At 65.2% G+C, this 20837-nt stretch carries 23 protein-coding genes and 5 pseudogenes; 19 read left to right on the forward strand and 9 right to left on the reverse strand.

The genetic code is table 11. The features are described from left to right. Nucleotides 1-33: 33 nt before the first annotated feature. Complete coding sequence (locus CRM90_RS02230; RefSeq protein ID WP_102805408.1) at nucleotides 34-516, reverse strand: transposase family protein; 483 nt, start codon at nucleotides 514-516, stop codon at nucleotides 34-36. Between the two features lie 279 nt (nucleotides 517-795). On the opposite strand from CRM90_RS02230, the pseudogene CRM90_RS02235 reads away from it, so the two are divergent. Continuing rightward, nucleotides 796-918: pseudogene (locus CRM90_RS02235) on the forward strand (diguanylate cyclase domain-containing protein); the annotation flags it as partial. A gap of 14 nt (nucleotides 919-932) precedes the next feature. On the opposite strand, the gene CRM90_RS30185 reads toward CRM90_RS02235, so the two are convergent. Further along, on the reverse strand, nucleotides 933-1154 hold the full coding sequence (locus CRM90_RS30185; protein WP_142391311.1) for a hypothetical protein: 222 nt from the start codon (nucleotides 1152-1154) through the stop codon (nucleotides 933-935). A 55-nt stretch (nucleotides 1155-1209) separates the two neighbouring features. Here CRM90_RS30185 and CRM90_RS02240 point away from each other — a divergent pair, with 55 nt between their 5' ends. Next, nucleotides 1210-1932, forward strand: a complete 723-nt coding sequence (locus tag CRM90_RS02240; RefSeq protein WP_102805409.1) for a peroxiredoxin — start codon at nucleotides 1210-1212, stop codon at nucleotides 1930-1932. Nucleotides 1933-2327: 395 nt separating this feature from the next. Here the strand turns inward: CRM90_RS02240 and rpe are convergent, their stop codons facing one another. From rpe to CRM90_RS02250, 3 genes and pseudogenes are all read right to left on the reverse strand, one after another. Beyond that, complete coding sequence (gene rpe, locus CRM90_RS02245) at nucleotides 2328-3008, reverse strand: ribulose-phosphate 3-epimerase (RefSeq protein ID WP_102805410.1); 681 nt, start codon at nucleotides 3006-3008, stop codon at nucleotides 2328-2330. Between the two features lie 186 nt (nucleotides 3009-3194). Beyond that, the gene (locus CRM90_RS30190) at nucleotides 3195-3434 is read right to left on the reverse strand and encodes a hypothetical protein (protein WP_142391312.1); all 240 of its coding nucleotides are present in this window, start codon (nucleotides 3432-3434) and stop codon (nucleotides 3195-3197) included. Nucleotides 3435-3514: 80 nt separating this feature from the next. Then, nucleotides 3515-3637 (reverse strand): annotated as a pseudogene (locus tag CRM90_RS02250) (universal stress protein); the annotation flags it as partial. 210 nt (nucleotides 3638-3847) lie between these two features. Between CRM90_RS02250 and CRM90_RS02255 the strand changes: the two are divergent. After that, a complete protein-coding gene (locus tag CRM90_RS02255) occupies nucleotides 3848-4582 on the forward strand; it encodes a ZIP family metal transporter (protein ID WP_233209132.1) in 735 nt (244 codons plus the stop codon). Between the two features lie 483 nt (nucleotides 4583-5065). On the opposite strand, the gene CRM90_RS02265 is transcribed toward CRM90_RS02255, so the two are convergent. Beyond that, nucleotides 5066-5824, reverse strand: coding sequence for an SPW repeat domain-containing protein (locus tag CRM90_RS02265; RefSeq protein WP_233209133.1), 759 nt, complete (start codon nucleotides 5822-5824; stop codon nucleotides 5066-5068). Nucleotides 5825-5850: 26 nt separating this feature from the next. Here CRM90_RS02265 and CRM90_RS02270 point away from each other — a divergent pair. Together CRM90_RS02270 and CRM90_RS02275 are read left to right on the forward strand one after the other, a co-directional pair. Beyond that, a pseudogene (locus CRM90_RS02270) lies at nucleotides 5851-6108 on the forward strand (type II toxin-antitoxin system VapC family toxin); the annotation flags it as partial. A 529-nt stretch (nucleotides 6109-6637) separates the two neighbouring features. Further along, nucleotides 6638-7579: an alpha/beta fold hydrolase gene (locus CRM90_RS02275; RefSeq protein ID WP_102805413.1), complete on the forward strand. Its 942-nt coding sequence runs from the start codon at nucleotides 6638-6640 to the stop codon at nucleotides 7577-7579. 322 nt (nucleotides 7580-7901) lie between these two features. Here the strand turns inward: CRM90_RS02275 and CRM90_RS02280 are convergent, their stop codons facing one another. Continuing rightward, complete coding sequence (locus CRM90_RS02280) at nucleotides 7902-8573, reverse strand: O-methyltransferase (protein WP_102805414.1); 672 nt, start codon at nucleotides 8571-8573, stop codon at nucleotides 7902-7904. Nucleotides 8574-8639: 66 nt separating this feature from the next. On the opposite strand from CRM90_RS02280, the gene CRM90_RS02285 reads away from it, so the two are divergent. The 7 genes from CRM90_RS02285 (at nucleotide 8640) to CRM90_RS02315 (ending at nucleotide 13506) form a co-directional block, all read left to right on the forward strand. After that, nucleotides 8640-9539 carry a LysR family transcriptional regulator gene (locus tag CRM90_RS02285; protein WP_102805415.1) on the forward strand — a complete coding sequence of 300 codons (900 nt, stop codon included), beginning with the start codon at nucleotides 8640-8642 and terminating at the stop codon, nucleotides 9537-9539. A 68-nt stretch (nucleotides 9540-9607) separates the two neighbouring features. After that, complete coding sequence (locus CRM90_RS02290; protein WP_102805416.1) at nucleotides 9608-10324, forward strand: flavodoxin family protein; 717 nt, start codon at nucleotides 9608-9610, stop codon at nucleotides 10322-10324. A 20-nt stretch (nucleotides 10325-10344) separates the two neighbouring features. Next, the gene (locus tag CRM90_RS02295) at nucleotides 10345-10980 is read left to right on the forward strand and encodes an RNA polymerase sigma factor (protein WP_102805417.1); all 636 of its coding nucleotides are present in this window, start codon (nucleotides 10345-10347) and stop codon (nucleotides 10978-10980) included. Beyond that, the gene (locus CRM90_RS02300) at nucleotides 10977-11216 is read left to right on the forward strand and encodes an anti-sigma factor family protein (protein WP_102805418.1); all 240 of its coding nucleotides are present in this window, start codon (nucleotides 10977-10979) and stop codon (nucleotides 11214-11216) included. The genes CRM90_RS02295 and CRM90_RS02300 overlap by 4 nt, the downstream gene beginning before the upstream one ends. A gap of 103 nt (nucleotides 11217-11319) precedes the next feature. Then, the gene (locus tag CRM90_RS02305) at nucleotides 11320-11628 is read left to right on the forward strand and encodes a hypothetical protein (RefSeq protein ID WP_142391313.1); all 309 of its coding nucleotides are present in this window, start codon (nucleotides 11320-11322) and stop codon (nucleotides 11626-11628) included. Nucleotides 11629-11633: 5 nt separating this feature from the next. Beyond that, nucleotides 11634-12971 (forward strand): molybdopterin-dependent oxidoreductase, encoded by a 1338-nt coding sequence (locus CRM90_RS02310; protein WP_102805420.1) that lies wholly within the window; start codon nucleotides 11634-11636, stop codon nucleotides 12969-12971. A 1-nt stretch (nucleotide 12972) separates the two neighbouring features. Beyond that, entirely contained in the window at nucleotides 12973-13506 is a 534-nt protein-coding gene (locus tag CRM90_RS02315; RefSeq protein ID WP_102805421.1) for a hypothetical protein, read from the forward strand. On the opposite strand, the gene CRM90_RS02320 is transcribed toward CRM90_RS02315, so the two are convergent. Together CRM90_RS02320 and CRM90_RS02325 are read right to left on the reverse strand one after the other, a co-directional pair. Continuing rightward, entirely contained in the window at nucleotides 13503-14495 is a 993-nt protein-coding gene (locus tag CRM90_RS02320) for a TerC family protein (RefSeq protein WP_102805736.1), read from the reverse strand. The two genes, CRM90_RS02315 and CRM90_RS02320, sit on opposite strands and share 4 nt — an antisense overlap. A gap of 18 nt (nucleotides 14496-14513) precedes the next feature. Then, nucleotides 14514-14752 (reverse strand): annotated as a pseudogene (locus CRM90_RS02325) (universal stress protein); the annotation flags it as partial. Between CRM90_RS02325 and CRM90_RS02330 the strand changes: the two are divergent. The 7 genes and pseudogenes from CRM90_RS02330 (at nucleotide 14683) to CRM90_RS02360 (ending at nucleotide 20837) form a co-directional block, all read left to right on the forward strand. After that, nucleotides 14683-15278, forward strand: a pseudogene (locus tag CRM90_RS02330) (response regulator). The pseudogenes CRM90_RS02325 and CRM90_RS02330 overlap by 70 nt on opposite strands. Before the next feature lie 47 nt (nucleotides 15279-15325). Then, entirely contained in the window at nucleotides 15326-16360 is a 1035-nt protein-coding gene (locus CRM90_RS02335) for an acetamidase/formamidase family protein (protein WP_102805422.1), read from the forward strand. Continuing rightward, a complete protein-coding gene (locus tag CRM90_RS02340; protein ID WP_102805423.1) occupies nucleotides 16357-16761 on the forward strand; it encodes a RidA family protein in 405 nt (134 codons plus the stop codon). Before CRM90_RS02335 ends, CRM90_RS02340 begins: the two co-directional genes overlap by 4 nt. A gap of 70 nt (nucleotides 16762-16831) precedes the next feature. Beyond that, the gene (locus CRM90_RS02345) at nucleotides 16832-18100 is read left to right on the forward strand and encodes a sulfotransferase family protein (RefSeq protein ID WP_102805424.1); all 1269 of its coding nucleotides are present in this window, start codon (nucleotides 16832-16834) and stop codon (nucleotides 18098-18100) included. A gap of 48 nt (nucleotides 18101-18148) precedes the next feature. Beyond that, nucleotides 18149-19351: an alkyl sulfatase dimerization domain-containing protein gene (locus CRM90_RS02350; RefSeq protein WP_102805737.1), complete on the forward strand. Its 1203-nt coding sequence runs from the start codon at nucleotides 18149-18151 to the stop codon at nucleotides 19349-19351. Continuing rightward, nucleotides 19348-20097, forward strand: coding sequence for an SDR family NAD(P)-dependent oxidoreductase (locus CRM90_RS02355; protein ID WP_102805425.1), 750 nt, complete (start codon nucleotides 19348-19350; stop codon nucleotides 20095-20097). The genes CRM90_RS02350 and CRM90_RS02355 overlap by 4 nt, the downstream gene beginning before the upstream one ends. A gap of 26 nt (nucleotides 20098-20123) precedes the next feature. After that, nucleotides 20124-20837 carry a type 1 glutamine amidotransferase gene (locus CRM90_RS02360; RefSeq protein ID WP_102805738.1) on the forward strand — a complete coding sequence of 238 codons (714 nt, stop codon included), beginning with the start codon at nucleotides 20124-20126 and terminating at the stop codon, nucleotides 20835-20837.

Consider the following 20837-nt stretch of genomic DNA (forward strand, 5'->3'; position numbering starts at 1 on the left):
CACCCATCATCACCGCCAATGACGCCGACATCCTCATCCATAGCGACGGGCAACAGTCGGTTCACCGGCCAGAACCGGATCCGCGGTAGCGACGACCGCGTCATGGCAGGTGTTCCAGCTACAGCCGTAGGCGGCACCCACCGCCTTGACCGAACGGTGGTCGTCGAGGACCACTGAAGCCATTTCACCCTTGGCTCGCACCGTCACTCGGGCCCGCGGCGGGATCGATGGAGTCGACTCTGTAAACGATCTCCGATTGCAGGATGCGTTGGTGCATAACCATTTCCGCTTGCGCCACACGATCCGGGGAGCATCGTGGCCGATCCTGATGTCCCGGGGCCGGGTGCTCACCCAGCCCTTTGATCGCAACGACCGGACCGCGCAACCAGGGCACACTCCGACCCACTGGGCGGCGGTCACAACGTGCACGGTGCGGATCTGATCGGCACCGACATACACGGACTGCACGACGACACCGTCGAGTCCGAACAGCAGGGAACCACTAGTCTGGGGCATGCTCGCGCCTTTGCTTCTGGATGCGTAGAGAACACCCAGTTGACAAGGGCGCGAGCCCTCAATCAGTCACCGACACGAATCCGATCGGTCACACCAGACCCCCACCAAGTCGGAAGAGCCCGGAAACATCGCCGGTGCTGGAACCGGGAACCGTCCGGGCGCTCGGCGTGCACCCGCACGTCGTACCGGCGTCGGTCTTCGTCTCTACGGGCTTCACCCAATCCGGTCGTCTCGCCATGCGGCTGATGATGCCGCGTCGCAGCGGCTACCACCTCCTGGACACTGAGCATCGGGGTCACCCTCGCCGTCCCCGGCGAATCCGTCACCGATACCACCGCACGCGCCGACACAGCCATGTATCAGGCCAAACATGCGGGCGACAACACCGTAAGCACCATCTGAGTCGCCACGGTTGATCAATTGCCGCTAAGGCTCTGAGCTGCAATAACGCTGGTGGGCGCGGACGGTATCGAACCGCCCACCGCTGGTGTGTCTAATTGCCGCTGCGGAGCGTTCGCTGCTTCGGTGACGGCCACACCGAACTGCGGGATCAGCGGACCAGAATTGCCGGGACGGGTCAGTGGGTCATGCACGAATCCAGCGGCCTTCAGGGCTGGAACACCGAGGCCGAGCGACATGAATAATACCCCTACGGGTATATTGTGGGTGAGTAGCCATACGGAAGGAACTGCCATGACAACCACCGAGAATCCGGCACCCGCAACCAGCATGCCCAGGATCGGCGACCCAGCCCCTGAGTTCACCGCGGAGACCACCCAAGGTCCGATCAACTTCCCCGCCGACTACAAGGGGAAGTGGGCCATTCTCTTCTCACACCCGGCCGACTTCACCCCCGTGTGCACCAGCGAATTCATCACTTTCGCCTCGATGCAGCAGGAGTTCCGTGCCTACAACACCGAACTGGTCGGACTGTCGGTGGACGGTCTCTACAGTCACATCGCCTGGCTGCGCACCATCAAGGAGAAGATCACCTTCAACGGTTTGAGCGGTGTGGAGGTGACATTCCCGCTGATCGAGGACATCACCATGGAGGTCGCGAAGAAATACGGCATGATCATGCCGGGCGAGGCTTCTACCAAGGCCGTTCGGGCGGTGTTCGTCGTCGACCCGGCCGGCACGATCCGCACGATCATCTACTACCCCCTGAGCACAGGCCGCAATTTCGATGAGCTGCTGCGATTGATCAAGGCCCTGCAGACCGCGGACGCCTTCGGGGTCGCGACACCGGCCGACTGGCGCCCGGGCGACCCGGTGATCGTCCCGCCCGCCGGATCTTGCGGTGTGGCCACCGACAGGATGGCCGGCGCCGAAGATGGTGTCGAATGCGAAGATTGGTTCTTCTGCACCAAACAGCTCTCCGCCGACGAGGTCGAGTCGACGATCCGGGTTGGCTAGGGCGCCCGCGTCAATGGGTGGTTCGACGTCGACTCAGTGGTATGACCACGGAACCCGGCGCGCGTTAAGCCGCAAACTCAACCGATCTGTCGTCCGGAGCCATAACCTGGCTGGGCCTCGATTAGTCCCTAACTCGTCAGCAAGGAGCCTCAAATGCCTAGAAGCGTCGGTGAACGATATGAGTGCGAAGAATGTGGAGCGCTGCTCGTCTATGAGAAGGCGTGCCCCTGCCCGCCGGGGAAGGGACACGCCGAAATTTGCTGCGAGAAGCAGATGAAGCACGTGACGTAGTAGTCAAAAGAACTGTCGGGACCCATCCACGAACGGGTTGCGCGGCGCGCCCACCGCACGTTTTGGCCAGTGAGTGTCTGACAGTAGTAGCCGTAGGGCGCTGCTCAACTTTGCTTCATCCCGGCGACGGCTGCCGCTCGCAGTGCCGCAACCCGGTCGATCGTCGTGCCGGGACCGTTGAACAACGCCGAGCCCGCGCAGAAAGCCGTCGCACCGGCGCGGGCAGCCGCCCCGATCGTTGCGCTGTTGATTCCGCCGTCCACTTCGAGTTCGACTTGCAAACCGCGGCGCTCGATTTCGGCGTGAGCCGCGGCGATCTTGGGTTCCATCGCCGCCAGATACTGTTGGCCGCCGAAGCCCGGGTCGACGGTCATCACCAGCAGCAGGTCGGTCAAGTGCAGCACGTTGGTCACCGCCTGCAGGGGTGTGGCGGGATTCAGCGCTACCCCGGCCCGCGCGCCCAGATTACGAATGGCAGAAAGTGTGTGTTGCAGCTTCCGAGTTGCCTCGGCGTGCACGATGACGATCTCGCACCCTGCTTCGACCCATCTGGGCAGCATCGGGTCGGGATCGTCGACCATCAGGTGCGCTTCAAAGCCCACGCTCACATGTCTGCGATTAGCGGCGATAACGTCGGGCCCGAACGTCAGGTTCGGCACGAATCGGCCGTCCATCACGTCCCACTGGATGCGGTCGACGCCCGCCTTCTCCAGCTGCTTGACTTGCTGGCCGAGCTCTGAAAAGTCCGCCGGCAAAACCGAGGCGACGAGTATCGGTGTGCGCATCCACTCAACCTCCCCGTGGTCCCCAGCGACGCTGGGGGGCTTGTCGAACCAGGCGTCCTAGGCTCGGGGCTGTGGGCTGGGCCGCAATCAGCTCGCGCACCGTGGCTCGGGCTCTGCCCGGGCCGTCTTCCCACCTTGTGTTGCTTGGTCGGCGTTGCCGCGCAGCACCCGGAGGGGCTGTCGGGTTCAGCTTTCGCTGGTGTCCGTTTCGCGGAGTTCGCCGAGTTCACGGCGGATGCTTGTGATTTCTGCTTCGAGCTCGTGCAGGTGGTCGGCCAGTTCCTCGGCATTAGCTCGGCGGCGCCGGCGGTGGCCGTACGGTTCGGCGGGCGGGTAGTACACCGGCGGCGGGGGTGCATACCCCGCCGGGGGCGGATAGGCATACCCCTGGTGGTGCCACGGGCCGTGTCCACACCAACAACTCATGAGCGTCTCCCTTCTTGTTTTCTATTTCGGCCCGGGCATCGCGCCATTGTCGTGCGGTACTCGGGCGATGATCACCGGTGCACCAACTTCAGTGCAACGTTGCGCATCTGTGCATCGCGCGCGACCCATCCGAGTGCCGCGGTAGAGGGCGGTGAACCATCGACACCGACCACGATGCCCAGGCGGCGATGTTGAACTGACATTCGAGCCTCCTCTTCGAACGCCGCCCGCAGAAAGTCAATGACAGACCAGCCGCTCCCGGAGTCCATCGGCTTAGCAGCCGCAGAAATCGGGGCAGGACGCCGTTAGTCCCTATCCCATGGACATTAGTGCCTCGTGAACCGAGCTGGTAGGGCCAAGCGACCCTTCATGACCGAGCATCGGCGAGAGGTCCGGGCCGATAGTGTTTGTCCATGTCGGTGTTGGGCTGGATCGTGGTGGCGGGGCTGGCCATGAGCGCCGTGGCGCTCATTGGTGGCGCGGCCCTGCTGATGCCGGAACGGCTGTTCTCGCCGATCGTGATGCCGTTGGTGGCGCTGGCGGCCGGGGCACTACTGGGTGGGGCGCTGTTTCACATGCTGCCCGAATCGATTGCGCTGATCGGCAACCACCTCTCGGTATATGCGTGGGTCGCCGCAGGAATCGTCTCCTTTCACGTGCTCGAACAGTTCCTGCACTGGCACCATTGTCATCGCCCGATCACCGAGCACCGCCCCCTGGGCTATATGATCCTTGCCGCCGATGGGCTACACAACCTCATCGGCGGACTGGCGGTCGGTAGTGCATTCATTGTCGATATCCGCCTGGGCATCGTGACCTGGTTGGTGGCAGCGGCCCACGAAATCCCCCAAGAGCTCGGCGATTTCGGGATTCTTGTACACAGCGGCTGGAGTGTGCGACATGCCTTGCTCTACAACGTCGCCTCGGCACTGACCTTCCCGCTTGGCGGATTGCTGGCATACGGCCTCGCCGGGCAGGTCAATGTCGCGGTCCTCGTACCATTTGCCGCCGGCAACTTCATCTACATCGCACTCACCGATCTCCTACCCGAAATCACCACCTCACCGATCCCCCGAAAAAAGATCACGCACACCCTCAGCTTCGCCACCGGGCTCTTGCTGCTCTGGGCCATCGCGATACTGGCATAACCCCCAATCGCGCCGACTTCGAGACAGGAACCAAATACATCTCGTTTCTCTACAAACGAGACACGGTGTCGTGCCAGTCGGACAACCGTGATGTGTTCCCGGCACCTCGTTCACCATCACCAAATGGCCGGCCACGGCCCCTATTAGCCCTGGCCCTCCGAACAGACTGACCACATTTTTCGGAGTCGTGGCCCAGTATGTGGGCTGGCGAGGCGCTGCGCCGGGCATGCATGGAGCAGCAGGAACTCTTCTACGAGGGAACCGGCCGCATCCTTGACCGCTGTTACAAACGAGCTGGAAAGGAGAAGCCCGGACTGTTCGTCACCAACTCGATCCATTGCCACCCACCCGGCGATCGGACTGGGTGCCGGTCGCGATGATGTGGGCGTTGAAGGTGACGCCGGTCAACGATGGTTGCGACGGGGCGGGGACTCCGCCGACAACTTCTCAGGCTAAGGCAAGCATCGACGTGCCGGCGGAGCGTCAGCGGTACCGTCCGCGATACCGCTCAGCCGAATCGTCGCGGACGGCGGTTGCGAAGTCCAGACGCTCATCTCGCAGGTAGCCCACAATGCCAAGGGCCGTAGCGAGTGCCCCAGCCACCCAGGCCGTCCAAGCAATATTGGACCCCGCGAACCCGGCCACCCAGGGCGACAAGAAGAGCGCGAAGCCGATCAAGGCGAGCGTCAGGAAATCGTGGGTTGGCTCGGAGGAGAGCAACGACCAGACGGCGACCACGGCGATCAACCCGCCCAGACCGACGGTGACTGCGGTCCCGGCTGCCGTCGAGTGGAACGCGATACCCAGAAGGACGCTGGTGAGTCCCACGATCAACGCCAGCCGCCCAATCCAGTAACTCCAAGGGTTCCGCAGTCGTTGGCTGTCTCCCGGCTCACTGATGCCGTACTCGGTCGGCGTCCTGTCATGCGTCCAGCCGATGCCACCGAGGATTGCCGTTAGGCCCCCAGCCACCCAGCACGTCCAGGAGGCCCCCGGGTCGTAGTTGTAGGCGTTGCCAGCGAACGGAGCGACGAACATGGCCAGGCCGACCACTACCAAGCCCCAGTGATCGGGAGTCCGGTTGTGGGCGAGGATGGACAGTGCCCCGAATAGGGCAATGAATGCGCCGAAGCCGAATGCGGATCCCTGGCCAAACTGAGTCGAACTGACCGCGAACGCCAACACCGCAGCGCAGACGCCGATGGCTACCGCGACCCAGCCGATCCACAGCCTCGAATTCACAGATACCAAATTTACGCCATTGCCGAACAGAACACGCGGAAGCCGAGCGTGACTGAGAGGACTTCTGGGCCGCCACGCGCCCAGTTGAATTCACCGCGACAGTTGAACAGCACGCCGGCCACCTCGCCCGAGCCCATGCCTTACGCGGAGCCCACGCTGCCCATCTGGCCAGCGCTTTGGCAGTCGGCGACCGCAGCCTGATCGTCGCCGTTTGGGACCGGAGCCTGCACACCGGAGCCCAAGCCGCCGGGTGCCGAGTCGCTCCCGCCCAGCTCGACAACTAGCCCGACCGCCCGACGTTTAGAGTGAGTCAACAGCAGCGCGGACGATCAGGTACCGATTCGTCAGGTCTCAACCCGTGTCGCAGATGGCCAAGCCCCTCGGACACAATTTGTTAGCCATTAGGGCAGCAGAATCGGTCTGAGCTCGACTAGGTCGGGGTTTTTATATTTGCTAACGTCGATTGGGATCGCGTTGATGTCCAGCTCTGTCCTACGACTCTTACGTGCATCACAGTTGGGCTGTCGTCGTCTAGATCTGCCTCCACGGCCGCCCCGATTGTGCTTACTGGCAGGTCGTCAATTGCTGCCCGCCTAACACCGCACCAGCGCGTACAGCACAGGCTTCTCATGTGCCGAATGCGCCGTCTATCTCCGGACTGTCCGAGGAACTCGGCTTTCCACACGGACACGTACTTCCCCTCCGACAATACCGGCACGTTACCGGGCCAGGACGCCCTTGGTACCTTGCACCACCAGCGGCGGCTCAGCTGCTTTGCAGCCGTGAGTCGGCGATCTGAAAGGCAGGCGGTACATGATCAATCGGGAGAGCACGGATGAGGGCGGCGGCGGTTTTTCGAGCCCGACCGTTCTCGATGTCCAGGGTTCCGGTGTCCAACCGCCGGTGGCCACTCGGGTCCGTCGGGCGTTCTGGCTGCTGGAGCGCTTCGTGCCCGCATTGGGGTCGCGGTGGGCAATCGAGCTGTGGTGCACCCCACCGGTCATGGAGTCAAGTCTGCGCATGCCGCCCGGCGTTCCGCCCGGCCGCCCACTGGAAGCGCTCTGGAACGGGCATCGCATCGTCGGGGAGGCCTGGGGCGAGGGGCCGCCGGTCTATCTCGTGCACGGCTGGGGCGGGCGCCGCCCGCACCTTGGCATGTTCATCAAACCTCTCGTCGAGTGCGGGTATCGCGTCATCGCATTCGACCTGCCCAGCCATAACGACTCCGATCCGGGCTCATTGGCACCGGGCCGCACCACCGCTATCGAGTGCGCCGAAGCGGTTGCAGCGATCATCCGGGAGCATGGGCCGGCCCGTGCTGTCGTCGCCCACTCCCTCGGGGCCAACGCGACCGTATTCGCGGCGGCGTGGGGCACGACGGTCGGGCGTTTGGTGTTCCTCGCGCCAATGGGAGAGTTCCCGATCTATCTGGATCTCTTCGCCGCGCGACACGGCTTCGGCCGACGGATACGCGCCGGCCTGCATCGCCGTCTCGAACGCCGTATCGGCATGCCTTTAGAGGACACCAACATGGTCCGGGTGGCCGCCCGGACCAACTATCCGCCGCTGCTGCTCATCCACGACCCCGATGACCCCGAGACTCCATATTCGACAAGCGAAAAAGTTGTCGCGTCCTGGCCAGGCGCGCGTTTGATGACGACACGGGGGCTCGGCCGGCTGGCGCATTTCCGAATCCTGAGGCACCGCCCCGCGATTCGTGCGGGCGTCGAATTCATCGGTCCCGCACCGGTTTAAGCATGCTGGGGGACCCTGCCTGATCGGGGTGATCACTGGTCGTCTGGGCGGCATTGTCAGGTTGTGTGAATGCCGTGTTGATGCACGCACGCGGTCCGGTAGTTGGTCGCGGTCGGCGGCAACGGGTGCGACGTTTTGTGCAGTGCGGGCCCGCTTATCAGGGGTGACGATGATCGCGCGCATAAGGTCGACGGCGTCATGGCCGCTGACGCGGGGGCACTCGGCGCGGGTATTCGGCGCCAGGGGGCGATGCGGTCACCGCCTCAATTGCCAAGTCACAACCCGTGTCGCAGATGGCCAAGTCCCCCCTCGGACACTTTCTCTAGAGCCGGACGGCGATCTGAATGCCGTCGGCGATCGGCAACGTCATCGTCGCGTAGCCGTTGGCGTGATCACCCAGGTAAGCCAGCAGCGGTCCGTGCACGTCCCGGCCGAAGTCGGCGGTGACGTCGTCGATCAGGATCGGGGTGCCGGCCCGCAGGTTCGGCTCCAGCACCCGCAGGACATCGAGCGCCAAATCCGGCCAGCCGTCCAGCAGCACCAGGTCCGGGGCCCACGGGATGTCCGCGAGCGTCTCGCGGGCGTCGCCGCGGCGCAGCTCGATGAGGTCGGCGACACCGGCTTCGGCGAAGTTGGCCAGCGCGGCGTCGGCCTTGTCCTGCTGCAGTTCGGTGGTGATCACCCGGCCGCCGCCGTTGTCGCGGACGGCGCTCGCCAGATGGATCGTCGACACCCCGAACGACGTGCCGTATTCGATGACGTTGCGGGCGCCGATCGCCCTGGCCAGCAGATACAGCAGCTGCCCGCCGGCGCCGGAGACGGACATGTAGACGTCCTTGAACATGTCAGCGCGCTGGGCGGCGTCAAGGTCCCACGGCGAGCGCGGTGCGTCGAGCACCGTCGCCATGACGGCCTCGTCACCGGTCTCTTCACTCGACAGAAGGCGTTGCAGGACAACCGAAACCGCGGGGCTTGTCAGGGAGTTGTTTGTCATGAGCTCAACGTATGCTCGATGCTGGATTACCTCCAGTGCATCATTGATAAGTAGGGATTATCAGAAATGGAATCCACACACGACCTCGATATGAACCTGCTGCTGGCGCTCGACGCTCTGCTCGAGTTCCGCAGCGTCGGTGTGGCGGCCGAGCGACTGCACACCTCGGCGCCGGCGATGAGTCGCACACTCGGCCGGCTACGGCGCCGACTGGACGACCCGGTGCTGGTGCGAGCCGGCAGACAGATGACGCCGACGCCTCGGGCGCTGGCCATGCAAGCCGACGTTCGCGATGTGATCGACCGCGCCCGAACACTTTTCGCACCACCCGAAGCCGTTGAACCTCGCTGGTTGTCGCGCACGTTCTCGTTGCAGGTCGGCGACATCGGGATGCTGAGCACCCTCGCCGAAAGGCTCCTCACGCGAGTGCGTACTGAAGCTCCGGACGTGGTCGTGCGCTTCGTCGGCGAAAGCCACGAAGACACCCACTCCCTGCGGGACGGCAGCGTGGACCTCGAGATCGGACAGACGAGTCATCTCGACCCGGAGATCCGGGTCGAGGATCTCGTCACGGACCGGATGGTCGGCGTCGTCCGGGCCGGCCATCCACTCCTGAAGCGGCGTGTCACGGTCAGACGGTTCGCCGATGCCGAACACGTCGTGTTCTCCCGCCGCGGGCGGCTGCGCGGGCCGGTCGACGAACTTCTCGCCGAGCACGGCCTGCACCGACGCGTCGCGGTGTGTGCACCCACTCCCGCGGGCGGGCTGTTCCTCGTTCGCGGAAGCGACCTGGTCGCCATGATGCCGGCCGGACTGGGACAGTCCGCGATCGAAGCGCTGAACCTCAAAAGCTTCCCGATCCCGCTGGAGCTGCCCCCGCTGACGATCAGCATGGCGTGGCATCCCCGCCACGATGCCGACGGCGCACATCGCTGGCTCCGGCAGTGCGTGCGGGAGGCACTGTGAGCAGCGGCGTAACGGTGTCGATCGCCCGGCCCACTACGTGGGGACGGTGACGAAGGGAGAACGCCCCGATGACTGGTCCGAGCTACGATTTCGCGGGTCTGCGCGCATTGTTCATCAACTGCACCCTGAAACGTTCACCCGAGCCGAGCAATACCCAGGGGTTGATCGACATCAGCACCTCGATCATGGCTCGGCACGGAGTGGCCGTCGACGTGGTGCGAGCTGTCGACTACGACATCGCCACCGGTGTATGGCCTGACATGCGTGACCATGGATGGGCCACCGACGACTGGCCGCAGGTGTTCGAAAAAGTCCTTGCCGCAGACATTTTGGTGCTCGCCGGGCCGATCTGGCTCGGCGACAACAGCTCGGTGATGAAGCGGGTGCACGAGCGACTCTACGGCGGTTCACACCTCCTCAACGACGCTGGGCAATACCTGTACTACGGCCGCGTCGGCGGGTGCCTGATCACCGGCAACGAGGACGGGGTGAAGCACTGCGCACAGAACGTCCTCTACACCCTGCAGCACATCGGCTACACCATCGCCCCGCAGGCCGACGCCGGATGGATCGGCGAAGCAGGTCCCGGACCGTCTTACCTCGACCCGGGTTCGGGCGGCCCGGAGAACGACTTCACCAACCGCAACACCACCTTCATGACATGGAATCTGATGCATATGGCGCAGTTGCTGCGCAGCGCCGGTGGCCTACCCGCCTACGGGAATGTGCGGTCGGGCTGGGACGCGGGCTGCCGCTTTGATTTCGCCAATCCGGAATACCGCTGAGCGGATAACATTCCGTCTCGATGCCCGGGACGGAAGACGACGAGACAGCACTCGTCGCAGCACTGCGGGCCGGCGACGAGATGTCCTTCGCCCGGCTCGTCGACCGCTACACTCCCGCTATGCTGCGGGTGGCCCGCGGCTATGTGCGCACCCACGAATCGGCCGAAGAGGTGGTCCAAGAGACCTGGATCGCCCTGATCAAAGGCATCGAGAAGTTTGAAGGCCGATCATCGCTTCGCACTTGGCTTTTCACGGTGATGATCAACATCGCCAAGACCCGCGGCGTCCGAGATCAGCGGCACTCCGATGCCGAGATGGCGGCGGCGGGGGGCACTGTCGACTCGAGCAGATTCCGTCCCGTAAGCGACCCGGACTGGCCCGGACATTGGAAGGACGACCGGGCGCCGGTCCCGTTCCCCGACACTCCCGAAGGCTCCGTGTTGGGAGCGGAATTTCTCGAGCTCGCACGTCGCGAATTGGACAAGCTCCCCGAACGCCAACGTATGGTCGTCACCTTGCGCGACCTTCTGGGGTTCGACTCTGCAGAGGTGTGCGAACTGCTCGAACTCAGCGTCGCCAACCAGCGCGTTCTGCTGCATCGCGGCCGCGCCGCGATCAGACAGTCGCTCGAGGACTACGTGCGGGAGGCGCGATGAACGCCAAAGGCATGAACTGCAACGAATTGGTCGAGCTCGTCACCGCGTATCTCGACGGATCGCTGGACCCGACGACCAGGTCACGGTTCGACACGCACCTGCTCGACTGCGACGGGTGCGAGAACTACTTGCAGCAGTTCCGGATCACCATAGAAACAGTGGGCCGAATCGATCATGAACACGTCGACCCCGACTTCCGGGCCAAGCTGCTCAACGCTTTCCGCGACTGGCACTGACCGCTTCTGCCGATCGGTGTAACGCATCCGCATCCGCTGAACACTCTGGGTCGTACCATCCGGCGCCTCACCTGACGCGGCGCACGACCCGCAGGAGTTCCCCGTGAAGATCGCCCTTCCCGCTGCCGCGCTCGGCCTCGCCGTTGGCGTCGGTTTATGCACTGCAGGCATTGCGATGGCCGTCCCGATCACCAGCGGATCGGCGGCAGACGTTGTCAAAGCTCTGCAAGACCAGGGCTACAGCGTGCAATTCAACGGACCATCGACGACCATGCCGCTGTCCCGGTGCACCGTCAACGGCGTGCACGGCCTGACAGTCATGATGATGGCCGACGGCTCTCTGACGATGCGCATGGATCCAGCCAACCCCGGCGTGGCCTACGTAGACCTCTCCTGCCCGATCGGCAACTAGTCCACATGAACGGCGACGACCGCGACGAGCCACCCGTCGACCCGGGTGGTTATGGGTTCCCAAAGGTGTTGTGGCGCACTGTGGACAAACATCCGCCACCCGGGGCGGGACATCTCCGCCGATGGCGCAGCCCGTTGCGCGGCCCGTGGTTGACCTCGGTATTCGGCTTGGTGCTGCTGATCACCCTGCCCGTTGTCATCATCACCGGCCTACTCTCGTACATCGCGTACGGCCCCCAGTTCGGACAGGCGATACCCGTCGATGTCGGGTTTCTGAAACTGCCGACATTCGACTGGCCGACCAACCCGTCCTGGTTGTATCGGCTCACCCAGGGTCTGCATGTGGGGCTGGGCCTGATCCTGATCCCGGTGGTCCTGGCGAAGTTGTGGTCGGTGATCCCGCGCTTCTTCTCCTGGCCGCCCTCGCGCTCGCCGGCCCAGCTGATCGAACGTCTGTCGCTGATCATGCTGGTCGGCGGGATCCTCTTCGAAATTGTGACCGGCGTCCTGAACATCCAGTACGACTACATCTTCGGGTTCAGCTTCTATACCGCGCACTACTTCGGCGCGTGGGTGTTCATCGCGGGATTCCTCGTTCACATCGCCATCAAAATCCCGAAGATGCGAGCCGGGTTGCGGTCACTACCTTTTCGGCAGGTGCTGACCACCCCGGTGGCCGAAACCCGTGCGGAACCAGCGGACCCCGACGGGCTGGTCGCCGCTGACCCCGCACCGGCCACCGTGAGCCGTCGGGGTGCACTGCTTCTCGTCGGCGCGGGCTCGGCGTTCATCGCCGCGATCACCGCCGGGCAGACGATCGGCGGGGTCACGCGGCATCTCGCGCTCCTCCTGCCGCGTGGCCGGGACCTCGGCAACGGACCGAACGACTTCGAGGTGAACAAGACCTTCGCCGCATCGCTGATCGATCCCCGTGCCACGACCGACGCCTGGCGGCTCACCGTGACCGGTGGACCGCGGCCTGTGGTGCTCGATCGTGCGGCGTTGCTGGCGATGACGCAGCACACCGCCACCTTGCCGATCGCCTGTGTCGAGGGGTGGTCCAGCACTCAGGACTGGACAGGGGTACCGCTGCGCAGTCTGGCCGTGTTGGCCGGGGTGCCCAATCCGGTCTCGGCGTACGTCCGCTCGCTCGAGCGGTACGGCTTCAACCAGGCGACGCTCCAAGGAAATCAGGTGTCAGCCCCGGATTCGTTGTTGGCGTTGAAAGTCAACGGTGCCGACCTGTCCCCCGATCATGGGTACCCGGCGCGCATCATCGTCCCCGCCCTGCCCGGCGTGCACAGCACCAAGTGGGTCACGTCGATCGACTTCAGGACGGTGTGAGATGTCGTCGTTCAGGTCGGTGTTCCGCGACGTCTATGGCTCGCATCCGCTCCACCTGCTCACGTTGACAGCCGGATTCGCCCTGTTCACTTATGTTCTCGTCACGCTGGGTCCTGACCAGCTATGGAACCCCACCACGTGGTGGCAGTCGATCGCGGTGTGGTTCGCGGCCACCATCGTCGCTCATGATCTGGTCTTGTTTCCGCTCTATTCGCTTGTCGACCGCGTTCTGGTGGCCGCGCTCCATCACCGACCAGTCCCCATCACCACCACGGCGACCGTCCCGCTGATCAACTATGTGCGGGTCCCGCTGATGGGTGCGGCGTTGACGTTTGTCATCTTCCTGCCCGGCATCGTCGAGCAGGGCGCCGTGAACTTTCATGCGGCCACCGGCTTGACCCAGGCCCCCTATCTGGGACGCTGGCTTCTGCTGACGGCAGCGCTGTTCGGGGCGAGCGCGGTTGCCTACGGGGTCCGGGTGGCACGCGCGGCGATGAAACCGACTGTGAGCATCCGCCCGGCGAGCCAGTCCTAGACCGAGTCAGGCGTGCTCGCGCGCCCCCGCGTCTTGACCAGACTCGCCACCGTCGTCACCAGCAGCACCACCCCGATCACGCCGATCGACATGCCCGTGGAAATCTCGGGGACCGCGACATGTTCGCCGCCGTTGATGAACGGAAGGCTGTTCTCGTGCAAGGCGTGCAGCACGAGCTTGACACCGATGAACGCCAGGATCAGCGCCAGCCCGTAAGACAGGTACACCAGGCGGTCCAGCAGACCACCGATCAGGAAGTACAGCTGCCGCAGCCCCATCAAGGCGAACGCGTTGGCGGTGAACACGATGTAGGGCTGCTCGGTCAGCCCGTAGATCGCCGGGATCGAGTCGAGGGCGAACAGTACGTCGGTGAAGCCGATTGCGATCAGCGCCAAAAACATCGGTGTGACGGCGCGGCTACCGTCGACCGTGGTGAGGAACTTATCGCCGTCGTAGGTGTCGGTCGTCGGGACGAGGCGGCGCACCAGGGCGATGATGCGGCTGTCGCGCTTCTCCTCGACCTCCTTCTCGTGACCGGCCTCCTTCGCGAGCTTGATCGCGGTGAGCACCAAGAAGAGTCCGAAGAGGTAGAACACCCAACTGAACGTGCTGATGGCCGCGGCGCCGACGGCGATGAACCCGGCGCGCATCACCAGCGCCAGCACGATCCCGATCAGCAGCAGCTTCTGCTGGAATTCCCGCGGCACCGCGAACGTGCCCATGATGACCGTGAACACGAACAGGTTGTCGACGGATAGGGCTTTCTCGGTGACGTACCCGGCGAAGTACTCGCCGGCGAATGTCCCACCCCACAGCCACCACACGACGAACCCGAATGCCACCGCCAGGCCGATGTACACCGACGACCAGATCGCCGACTCTTTGAACGTCGGTTCGTGCGGCACCCGCACGTGGGCGTAGAAGTCAAACACGAACAGCCCGAGGATGACTGCGCACGTGATGAACCAGACCGATCCGGTGATGTCCATGACATCCATTATTCGTTATTAGCCAGCCTTGACCGCGAGCACAGGTTTCGGGCATTCCATCAGCACTTGTTGCGCGACGCTGCCGAGCAGCAGTTTGCCAACAGGGTTGCGGTGCCGCAGGCCGATTACCAGTAGCTCGGCATCGGGGTGCTCCATCGCCTGCAGCAGTGCGTCGGAACTCCTCCGGATGCTTGGACAGCCTCTTCTCGGTGATGTAGCTCAGGAACGTGGGCAGCTCGACGCCGCCCGAACCGAGCGCCCGGATCTGATCCTGCTCGACGTCTACCTCCCCGACATGACGGGCCTGCAGGTGCTGCAGACGTTGCGCGCCGAAGGTGACCCGGTGCGCGTCATCATGATCACTGCCGCACGCGAATTGGACACCGTCAGCGGAGCTCTCGACGGCGGTGCCGCCGACTATCTGATCAAGCCGTTCGAGTTCGACCAGCTGAGAACCAAATTGGCGGCATTCGCCGCCCGCGCCGATGCGCTGGGCGCAGACCGTGGCATCGACCAGAGTTTCGTCGACACTCTGGTCGGACATTCCCCCGCATCCGGCGACTCAGCACCGATGCCCAAAGAGCTGGGAGCCGAGACCGCGCGACTGGTCCTCGCGCGGTCCGCGGGGCCGGCGAGCTGTCGGCAGCCGAATGCGCTGACCTGGTGGGCATCTCCAGGGTCAGCGCGCGCCGCCACCTCGAACACTTCCTGACCACCGGTGCGGTCGGACTGCGATTGCAGTACGGGGCCGGGCGCCCTGAGCGTCGCTATCACGCGGTGTAATTCTTCAGCGCGCGCCCGGGCCGGGCTGCTGGCATGATCTGTCGCTTATGGCAGTGCACCACCTCCCGGCGACCGCGCAGTCGGTGCAGTGGGGCTTCTTCGACCCACGGCAGGCTCCGGCACTGACCGTCGAATCCGGCGACCTGGTGACGATCGAGACGCTGACCCATCACGCCGGCGACGCACCCGATCTGCTGATGGACGAGCGCATTTCGCGGGTGTTCGCCGAGGTCGACGACCGCGGGCCGGGACCGCACATCCTCACCGGGCCGATCGCGGTCAGCGGCGCCCGACCAGGTGATGTGCTGCAGGTCGACATCCTGGAGGCCACCCCGCGCCTGCCGTACGGATCCAACCTGGCCGGCCACTGGGGCTACCTCTACGACGAGATCCCCGTCGAGCGGGTCACCATCTATGAACTCGGTGTCAACGCGCTGCAGGGACGGGCGCTGTTCGGCTACGACTGGACGGCGACCCCGCTGGCCAACGAGCCGGGCACGATCGTGGCGCCCGACCCCGCGAGCCGCGAGCCTGCGCTGCCGGGAGTCGTGGTTCCGCTGCGACCGCACTTCGGCACCATGGGTGTGGCACCGGCGGATCCGGTGCGTGTCTCCTCGGTGCCGCCGGGCGACCACGGCGGCAACGTGGACAACTGGCGCATCGGCGCAGGCGGCCGGATGTACTACCCCGTCCAGGTGCCCGGCGCGCTGCTCTCGGTCGGCGACCCGCATGTCTCGCAGGGCGACGGTGAAGTCAGCGGTACCGCGCTGGAGTCATCGCTGAACGGGTTGCTGCGCTTGACGATTCGCCGTGATCTGCCGTTCACCGTGCCGGTTCTGGAAACCGCCACCGAGCTGCTGGTGCACGGCTTCGGAGACAGCCTGGACGCGGCGATGAAATGCGCGACGCTGCGCACTCTGCAGCTGCTGCGTTGTCACTTCGGGTTGTCGCGGGCCGACGCGTACTCGTTCATGTCGGTGGCGGTGGACTTCACCGTGACTCAGGTGGTCGACCAGCGTCAGGGCGTGCACGGCCGAATCGACAAGCGATGCTTCCCGCGGTGGCAGAATCCCGCTGCATGACCGGTATTCGGGCGTTCACGTTCACCCCGGCCGACGGTGTCCCGCCCGCGGTGGCGCCATTCGCCCACGCGACGACCGCAGGCCAGACCCTCTACGTCACCGGCCAGATGCCGACCGACACCAGCGGCACGGTGGTCGGTGCGGATGTCGCGTCGCAGACCGATCAGGTGCTGACCAATCTGCTGCGCGTCACCGAGCTGTGTGGCGGCGGCCTGGCCGACGTGGTCTCGGTGCGGGCGTTTCTGCTCGACTGGGACGACTACGCCGATTTCAACGCCGCCTACGCACCGTGGTTCCCCGACCGGCTGCCGAGCCGAACCTGCGTCGGCACGACCGGTCTGGCCGTGGGTGCCCGCGTCGAGATCGACTGGGTGTGCTGGCGCGACGACGGCTGGAGCTGAGTTCTAGGCCTGATCCCGCCCAGCGAGAATTGCCGTCCGGGACCGCCGCCGAGCATTAAAGTGCCTGGACATGGCGACGCGGTCAGCACTGGAGACCCTGAACCTCGACGACCTCACCGACCCCGTGCTGACCGAAACCCAGCGCCAAATCCTCGACTACACCGAGTCGCAGCACATCACCTTCGATATCGACGAGATGCTCGCCGAAGCGGTGCAGCAGGCCGGCAGTGATGATCTGGCCGACGGCGACGGTTTCGCCGACCGGTTGGCCGCCCACGTGGCGGCCATCGAGTCCGACACCGGGCTACGCCAGCTGATCCGAAGCAGTCTGCGCGCCAGAGTGATTCGCAAGCTTCGCAATCGGCTGTCGCTGACCGACCTGCTCAAGCGCTACCCGGAGATCGAATCCATCCCGATCGAGCGGCCACTGATCGTGGTCGGCATGCCCCGCTCGGGCACCACCCACCTGGTCAACCTGATCGCCCAAGACCGGCGCCGGCGGGCCCTGCCGTACTGGGAGGCCGAGGACCCGATTCCGACGCTCGGGCAGGGACCCGACGTGTTCGGTGTCGATCCCCGCTACACCCGGGTCAAGGCCGAGCACGAGGCGCTGATGGCCAGCACGCCGTACGTCGCGGCGATGCACGACAGGTTCCCCGAGGCCATCGAGGAGGAGGTGGAACTGCTCGACCTCGACATGGCCGGCTACGTCCTCGAGTGGCACGCTCGCGTGCCGGGCTGGCGCGACTTCTACCTCGGCCTGGACCACGTCCGTCACTACGGTTACCTGAAGAAGATCCTGCAGGCGCTGACGTTCCTGCGCGGCCCGCGCACGTGGGTGCTGAAGTCGCCGCAACATGCCGAGCAGCTCGGTCCGCTGATGACCACTTTTCCCGATGCCACCGTCGCCTTCACCCATCGCGACCCCGTCGCGGTGATCCAGTCGGCGATCACGATGATGGCGTACTCGGATCGGTTGCGCCGCACCAGCATCGACCCGGACTGGCTGGTCGACTACTGGACTGACCGGATCCACCGCCTGCTGACCGCCTGCGTGCGGGACCGGGATCTGGTGGCTGCCGACCGCAGCGTCGACATCAGCTTCCATCACCTCAACGGCAACGAGATGCCGGTACTCACCTCGTTCTACGAGCAAGCCGGGATCGACATCCCGCCCAAAGTGGCCACCCGATTCCTGGCCTACATCGACGACAACCGTCGCGGCGCCAAGGGGCGCATCCCCTACGACCTGCGACGACACTTCGGTGTCGAGCCCGATGACATGCGGTCACGGTTCGCGTTCTACTTCGACCGCTTCGACGTCCGCCCCGAGATCTGAAGGAACTCAGTGGAACCCCTGTACCGCAGCCGGCCCGGCGCCGACGCCATGGCTCCTGCCGCCGCCGAACACGCCGAGGAAGTCGCCCCCGGGATCTGGTGCTCGCCCGGACTGACCAACGCCTACCTGCTCACCACCTCCGAGGGCCGGGTGGTCGTCAACACCGGGATGGGATTCGAAGCCCCGGTGCACCGCGCGGTCTTCGACGCCGTCGACTCGTCGCCGGTGCGCTACATCCTGATCACCCAGGGCCACTACGACCACGTCGGCGGGCTGGACACCCTGCGTGACCCGGATACCACGGTTGTGGCACAGGCGAATTGGGAGCAATGGCGCGACGACAATGAGCGGCTGCTGCCCTACCGGGCCAATCGCAGCGCGTTCGCGTTCTCCGACCGACTGGCCGGCGGTATCGCCAAGATCCAGCAGCGCTTCGGCACAAAGCTGCCGCCGCAGAGCGCCGGGTGCGCCGACATCGTGGTCGACGACCGGTTGTCGCTGACCGTCGGAGACCGCCGCCTCGAACTGATCGCCACTCCCGGTGGGGAAACCACCGACTCGTTGGTGATCTGGCTACCCGATGAGCGGGTCTGCCTGTGCAGCAACACCTTCGGACCCATCTTCGGCCACATCCCCAATCTGGTCACCATCCGCGGCGACCGCTATCGGGATGCGCTGACCGTGATCGACACCATCGAACGGGTTCGGTCACTGCGCCCCGAGGTGCTGCTCACCGGACACTTCGACCCCATCCGCGGGGCCGACCTGATCGACGCCGAGCTGACCCGGCTGCGCGATGCCGTGCAGTACCTGCACGACGAGACGGTGGCCGGGATGAACGCCGGTAAAGACGTCCGGACGCTGATGCGCGAGATCACGCTGCCCGACCACCTGGAGGTCGGCCAGGGCTACGGCAAGGTGGCCTGGGATGTGCGGGCGATCTGGGAGAACTACTCCGGGTGGTTCCATCACCGGTCGACCACCGAGCTGTACCCGATCGGAACCGAGGCCGTCAGCGCGGACCTGGTGGAACTCGCCGGCGCCGAGGCCCTGACCGCCCGGGCCCGGCGCCACCTCGCCGATGGCCGCCCACTGGAAGCCATCCACCTCGCCGAAGTCGTCACCACCACCGCGCCCGATGACGCCGCGGCGCGGGCGGTGCTCAAGGACGCCCATGAGCGGCTGCTGGCCGACAGCGTCAACTTCTGGGAAAGCGCCTGGCTGACCAAGCAGATCGAAAGGTACACATGACCGCCCAGCTGAGCTTCGACTTCACCGGGACCCGGGCACTGGTCACCGGGGCGACCAGCGGCATCGGTCACGCTGTGGCCGTGCTGCTGCGCGACGCCGGCGCGACAGTCACCGTGACGGGCACCAGGCCCGGTGCCGGCGACTACGACACCGACCTGTCCGGGATGACCTATCGGCAACTTGTGCTCACCGACAATGCATCCATTGACAGCCTGGCCGAGAGCATCTCGTCGCTCGATGTGCTGGTGAACAACGCCGGCGCCAACTTCCCGGGCGGCCTGGACGAATCCACCCCCGACGGGTTCGCCGCCTCCGTCGCACTCAACCTCACCGGGCCCTACCGGCTCACCGTCGGGCTGCGCCGCGCGCTCACGGCGTCGACCGCGGCGGGAGGCGCGAGCGTGGTCAACCTCGCCTCGATGTCGGCGTTGCGTGCGGTCACGATGGTCCCCGGTTATGGTGCGGCCAAGTCGGGGATCGTCAACATCACCCGCAACCTGGCGGTCAAGTGGGCCAAGTACGGCATCCGCGTCAACGCGATCGCGCCGGGCACCATCGAGACCGCCATGACCGAGCCGATGCATGCCGTCCCGGAGATCATGGCGACCGAGATCGCCCACATCCCGGCCGGGCGGATGGGCCGGGTCGACGAGGTCGCACCGGCCATTGCGTTCCTGTGCACGGCGCAGAGCAGCTACATCAACGGCGCGGTGCTGGTCGTCGACGGCGCCTCGGACTGCGTGTAGCCGCACCCCTGCCGTACCGTATGCGGGTGCCCCGTCAGGTCCTGTTCATCTACAACGATCCGATCGCGCCCGAAGCGCTGCTCGGCGAGACGTTCACCGAACTCGGTTTCGACGTCGACACATTCGAGGTCGTCCCGGCGGAGCGAGCCGGCGACCCCACCGTAGACGTGACCTTCCCCGACCCCACCGGCTACGACGTGATCGTTCCGTTGGGCTCACGGTGGGCGGTATATGACGAACGGCTGCCGTGGGTGGCCGGTGAGATCGACGTCGTGCGACGGGCTGTCGACTCCGGTGTCGGGGTGCTCGGAGTGTGCTTCGGCGGTCAGCTGGTGGCGACCGCGCTGGGCGGTTCGGTGCAGCGCTCCCCCGATCCCGAGATCGGCTGGCATCAGGTGCGCAGCAGCGACCCCGAACTGGTGCCCGACGCCGGGCCGTGGTTCCAGTGGCATTTCGACCGCTTCACCGCCCCGCCAGGGTCCACCGTGGTCGCCCAGAATAGCCGCGCCACACAGGCTTTCGTACACGGACCGGCTCTCGGTCTGCAGTTCCACCCCGAACTCGACCACAAGCTGCTGGAGTTGTGGATCGACGATGACCGCACCCGCGGCGGCGGGGATCTGACCCGGCTCGGGCTGCGCGCCGAGGACCTGCGCGCCGACACCACCACCCATGTCGACGATGCCGCGCGACGGCTCAGGCAGCTGGTGCGCGGATTCGTCGCGAAGGTGGCTCGCTGA

This window comes from Mycobacterium sp. ENV421, from assembly GCF_002887815.1.
Lineage (GTDB): Bacteria > Actinomycetota > Actinomycetes > Mycobacteriales > Mycobacteriaceae > Mycobacterium.

What these genes read in the sequence shown, in the direction of transcription:
- CRM90_RS02230 (WP_102805408.1), bottom strand. Translation starts at nt 516, where the DNA reads ATGCCCCAGACTAGTGGTTCCCTGCTGTTCGGACTCGACGGTGTCGTC.
- CRM90_RS30185 (WP_142391311.1), bottom strand. Translation starts at nt 1,154, where the DNA reads ATGTCGCTCGGCCTCGGTGTTCCAGCCCTGAAGGCCGCTGGATTCGTG.
- CRM90_RS02240 (WP_102805409.1), top strand. Translation starts at nt 1,210, where the DNA reads ATGACAACCACCGAGAATCCGGCACCCGCAACCAGCATGCCCAGGATC.
- rpe (WP_102805410.1), bottom strand. Translation starts at nt 3,008, where the DNA reads ATGCGCACACCGATACTCGTCGCCTCGGTTTTGCCGGCGGACTTTTCA.
- CRM90_RS30190 (WP_142391312.1), bottom strand. Translation starts at nt 3,434, where the DNA reads ATGAGTTGTTGGTGTGGACACGGCCCGTGGCACCACCAGGGGTATGCC.
- CRM90_RS02255 (WP_233209132.1), top strand. Translation starts at nt 3,848, where the DNA reads ATGTCGGTGTTGGGCTGGATCGTGGTGGCGGGGCTGGCCATGAGCGCC.
- CRM90_RS02275 (WP_102805413.1), top strand. Translation starts at nt 6,638, where the DNA reads ATGATCAATCGGGAGAGCACGGATGAGGGCGGCGGCGGTTTTTCGAGC.
- CRM90_RS02280 (WP_102805414.1), bottom strand. Translation starts at nt 8,573, where the DNA reads ATGACAAACAACTCCCTGACAAGCCCCGCGGTTTCGGTTGTCCTGCAA.
- CRM90_RS02285 (WP_102805415.1), top strand. Translation starts at nt 8,640, where the DNA reads ATGGAATCCACACACGACCTCGATATGAACCTGCTGCTGGCGCTCGAC.
- CRM90_RS02290 (WP_102805416.1), top strand. Translation starts at nt 9,608, where the DNA reads ATGACTGGTCCGAGCTACGATTTCGCGGGTCTGCGCGCATTGTTCATC.
- CRM90_RS02295 (WP_102805417.1), top strand. Translation starts at nt 10,345, where the DNA reads ATGCCCGGGACGGAAGACGACGAGACAGCACTCGTCGCAGCACTGCGG.
- CRM90_RS02300 (WP_102805418.1), top strand. Translation starts at nt 10,977, where the DNA reads ATGAACGCCAAAGGCATGAACTGCAACGAATTGGTCGAGCTCGTCACC.
- CRM90_RS02310 (WP_102805420.1), top strand. Translation starts at nt 11,634, where the DNA reads ATGAACGGCGACGACCGCGACGAGCCACCCGTCGACCCGGGTGGTTAT.
- CRM90_RS02315 (WP_102805421.1), top strand. Translation starts at nt 12,973, where the DNA reads ATGTCGTCGTTCAGGTCGGTGTTCCGCGACGTCTATGGCTCGCATCCG.
- CRM90_RS02320 (WP_102805736.1), bottom strand. Translation starts at nt 14,495, where the DNA reads ATGGACATCACCGGATCGGTCTGGTTCATCACGTGCGCAGTCATCCTC.
- CRM90_RS02335 (WP_102805422.1), top strand. Translation starts at nt 15,326, where the DNA reads ATGGCAGTGCACCACCTCCCGGCGACCGCGCAGTCGGTGCAGTGGGGC.
- CRM90_RS02340 (WP_102805423.1), top strand. Translation starts at nt 16,357, where the DNA reads ATGACCGGTATTCGGGCGTTCACGTTCACCCCGGCCGACGGTGTCCCG.
- CRM90_RS02345 (WP_102805424.1), top strand. Translation starts at nt 16,832, where the DNA reads ATGGCGACGCGGTCAGCACTGGAGACCCTGAACCTCGACGACCTCACC.
- CRM90_RS02350 (WP_102805737.1), top strand. Translation starts at nt 18,149, where the DNA reads ATGGCTCCTGCCGCCGCCGAACACGCCGAGGAAGTCGCCCCCGGGATC.
- CRM90_RS02355 (WP_102805425.1), top strand. Translation starts at nt 19,348, where the DNA reads ATGACCGCCCAGCTGAGCTTCGACTTCACCGGGACCCGGGCACTGGTC.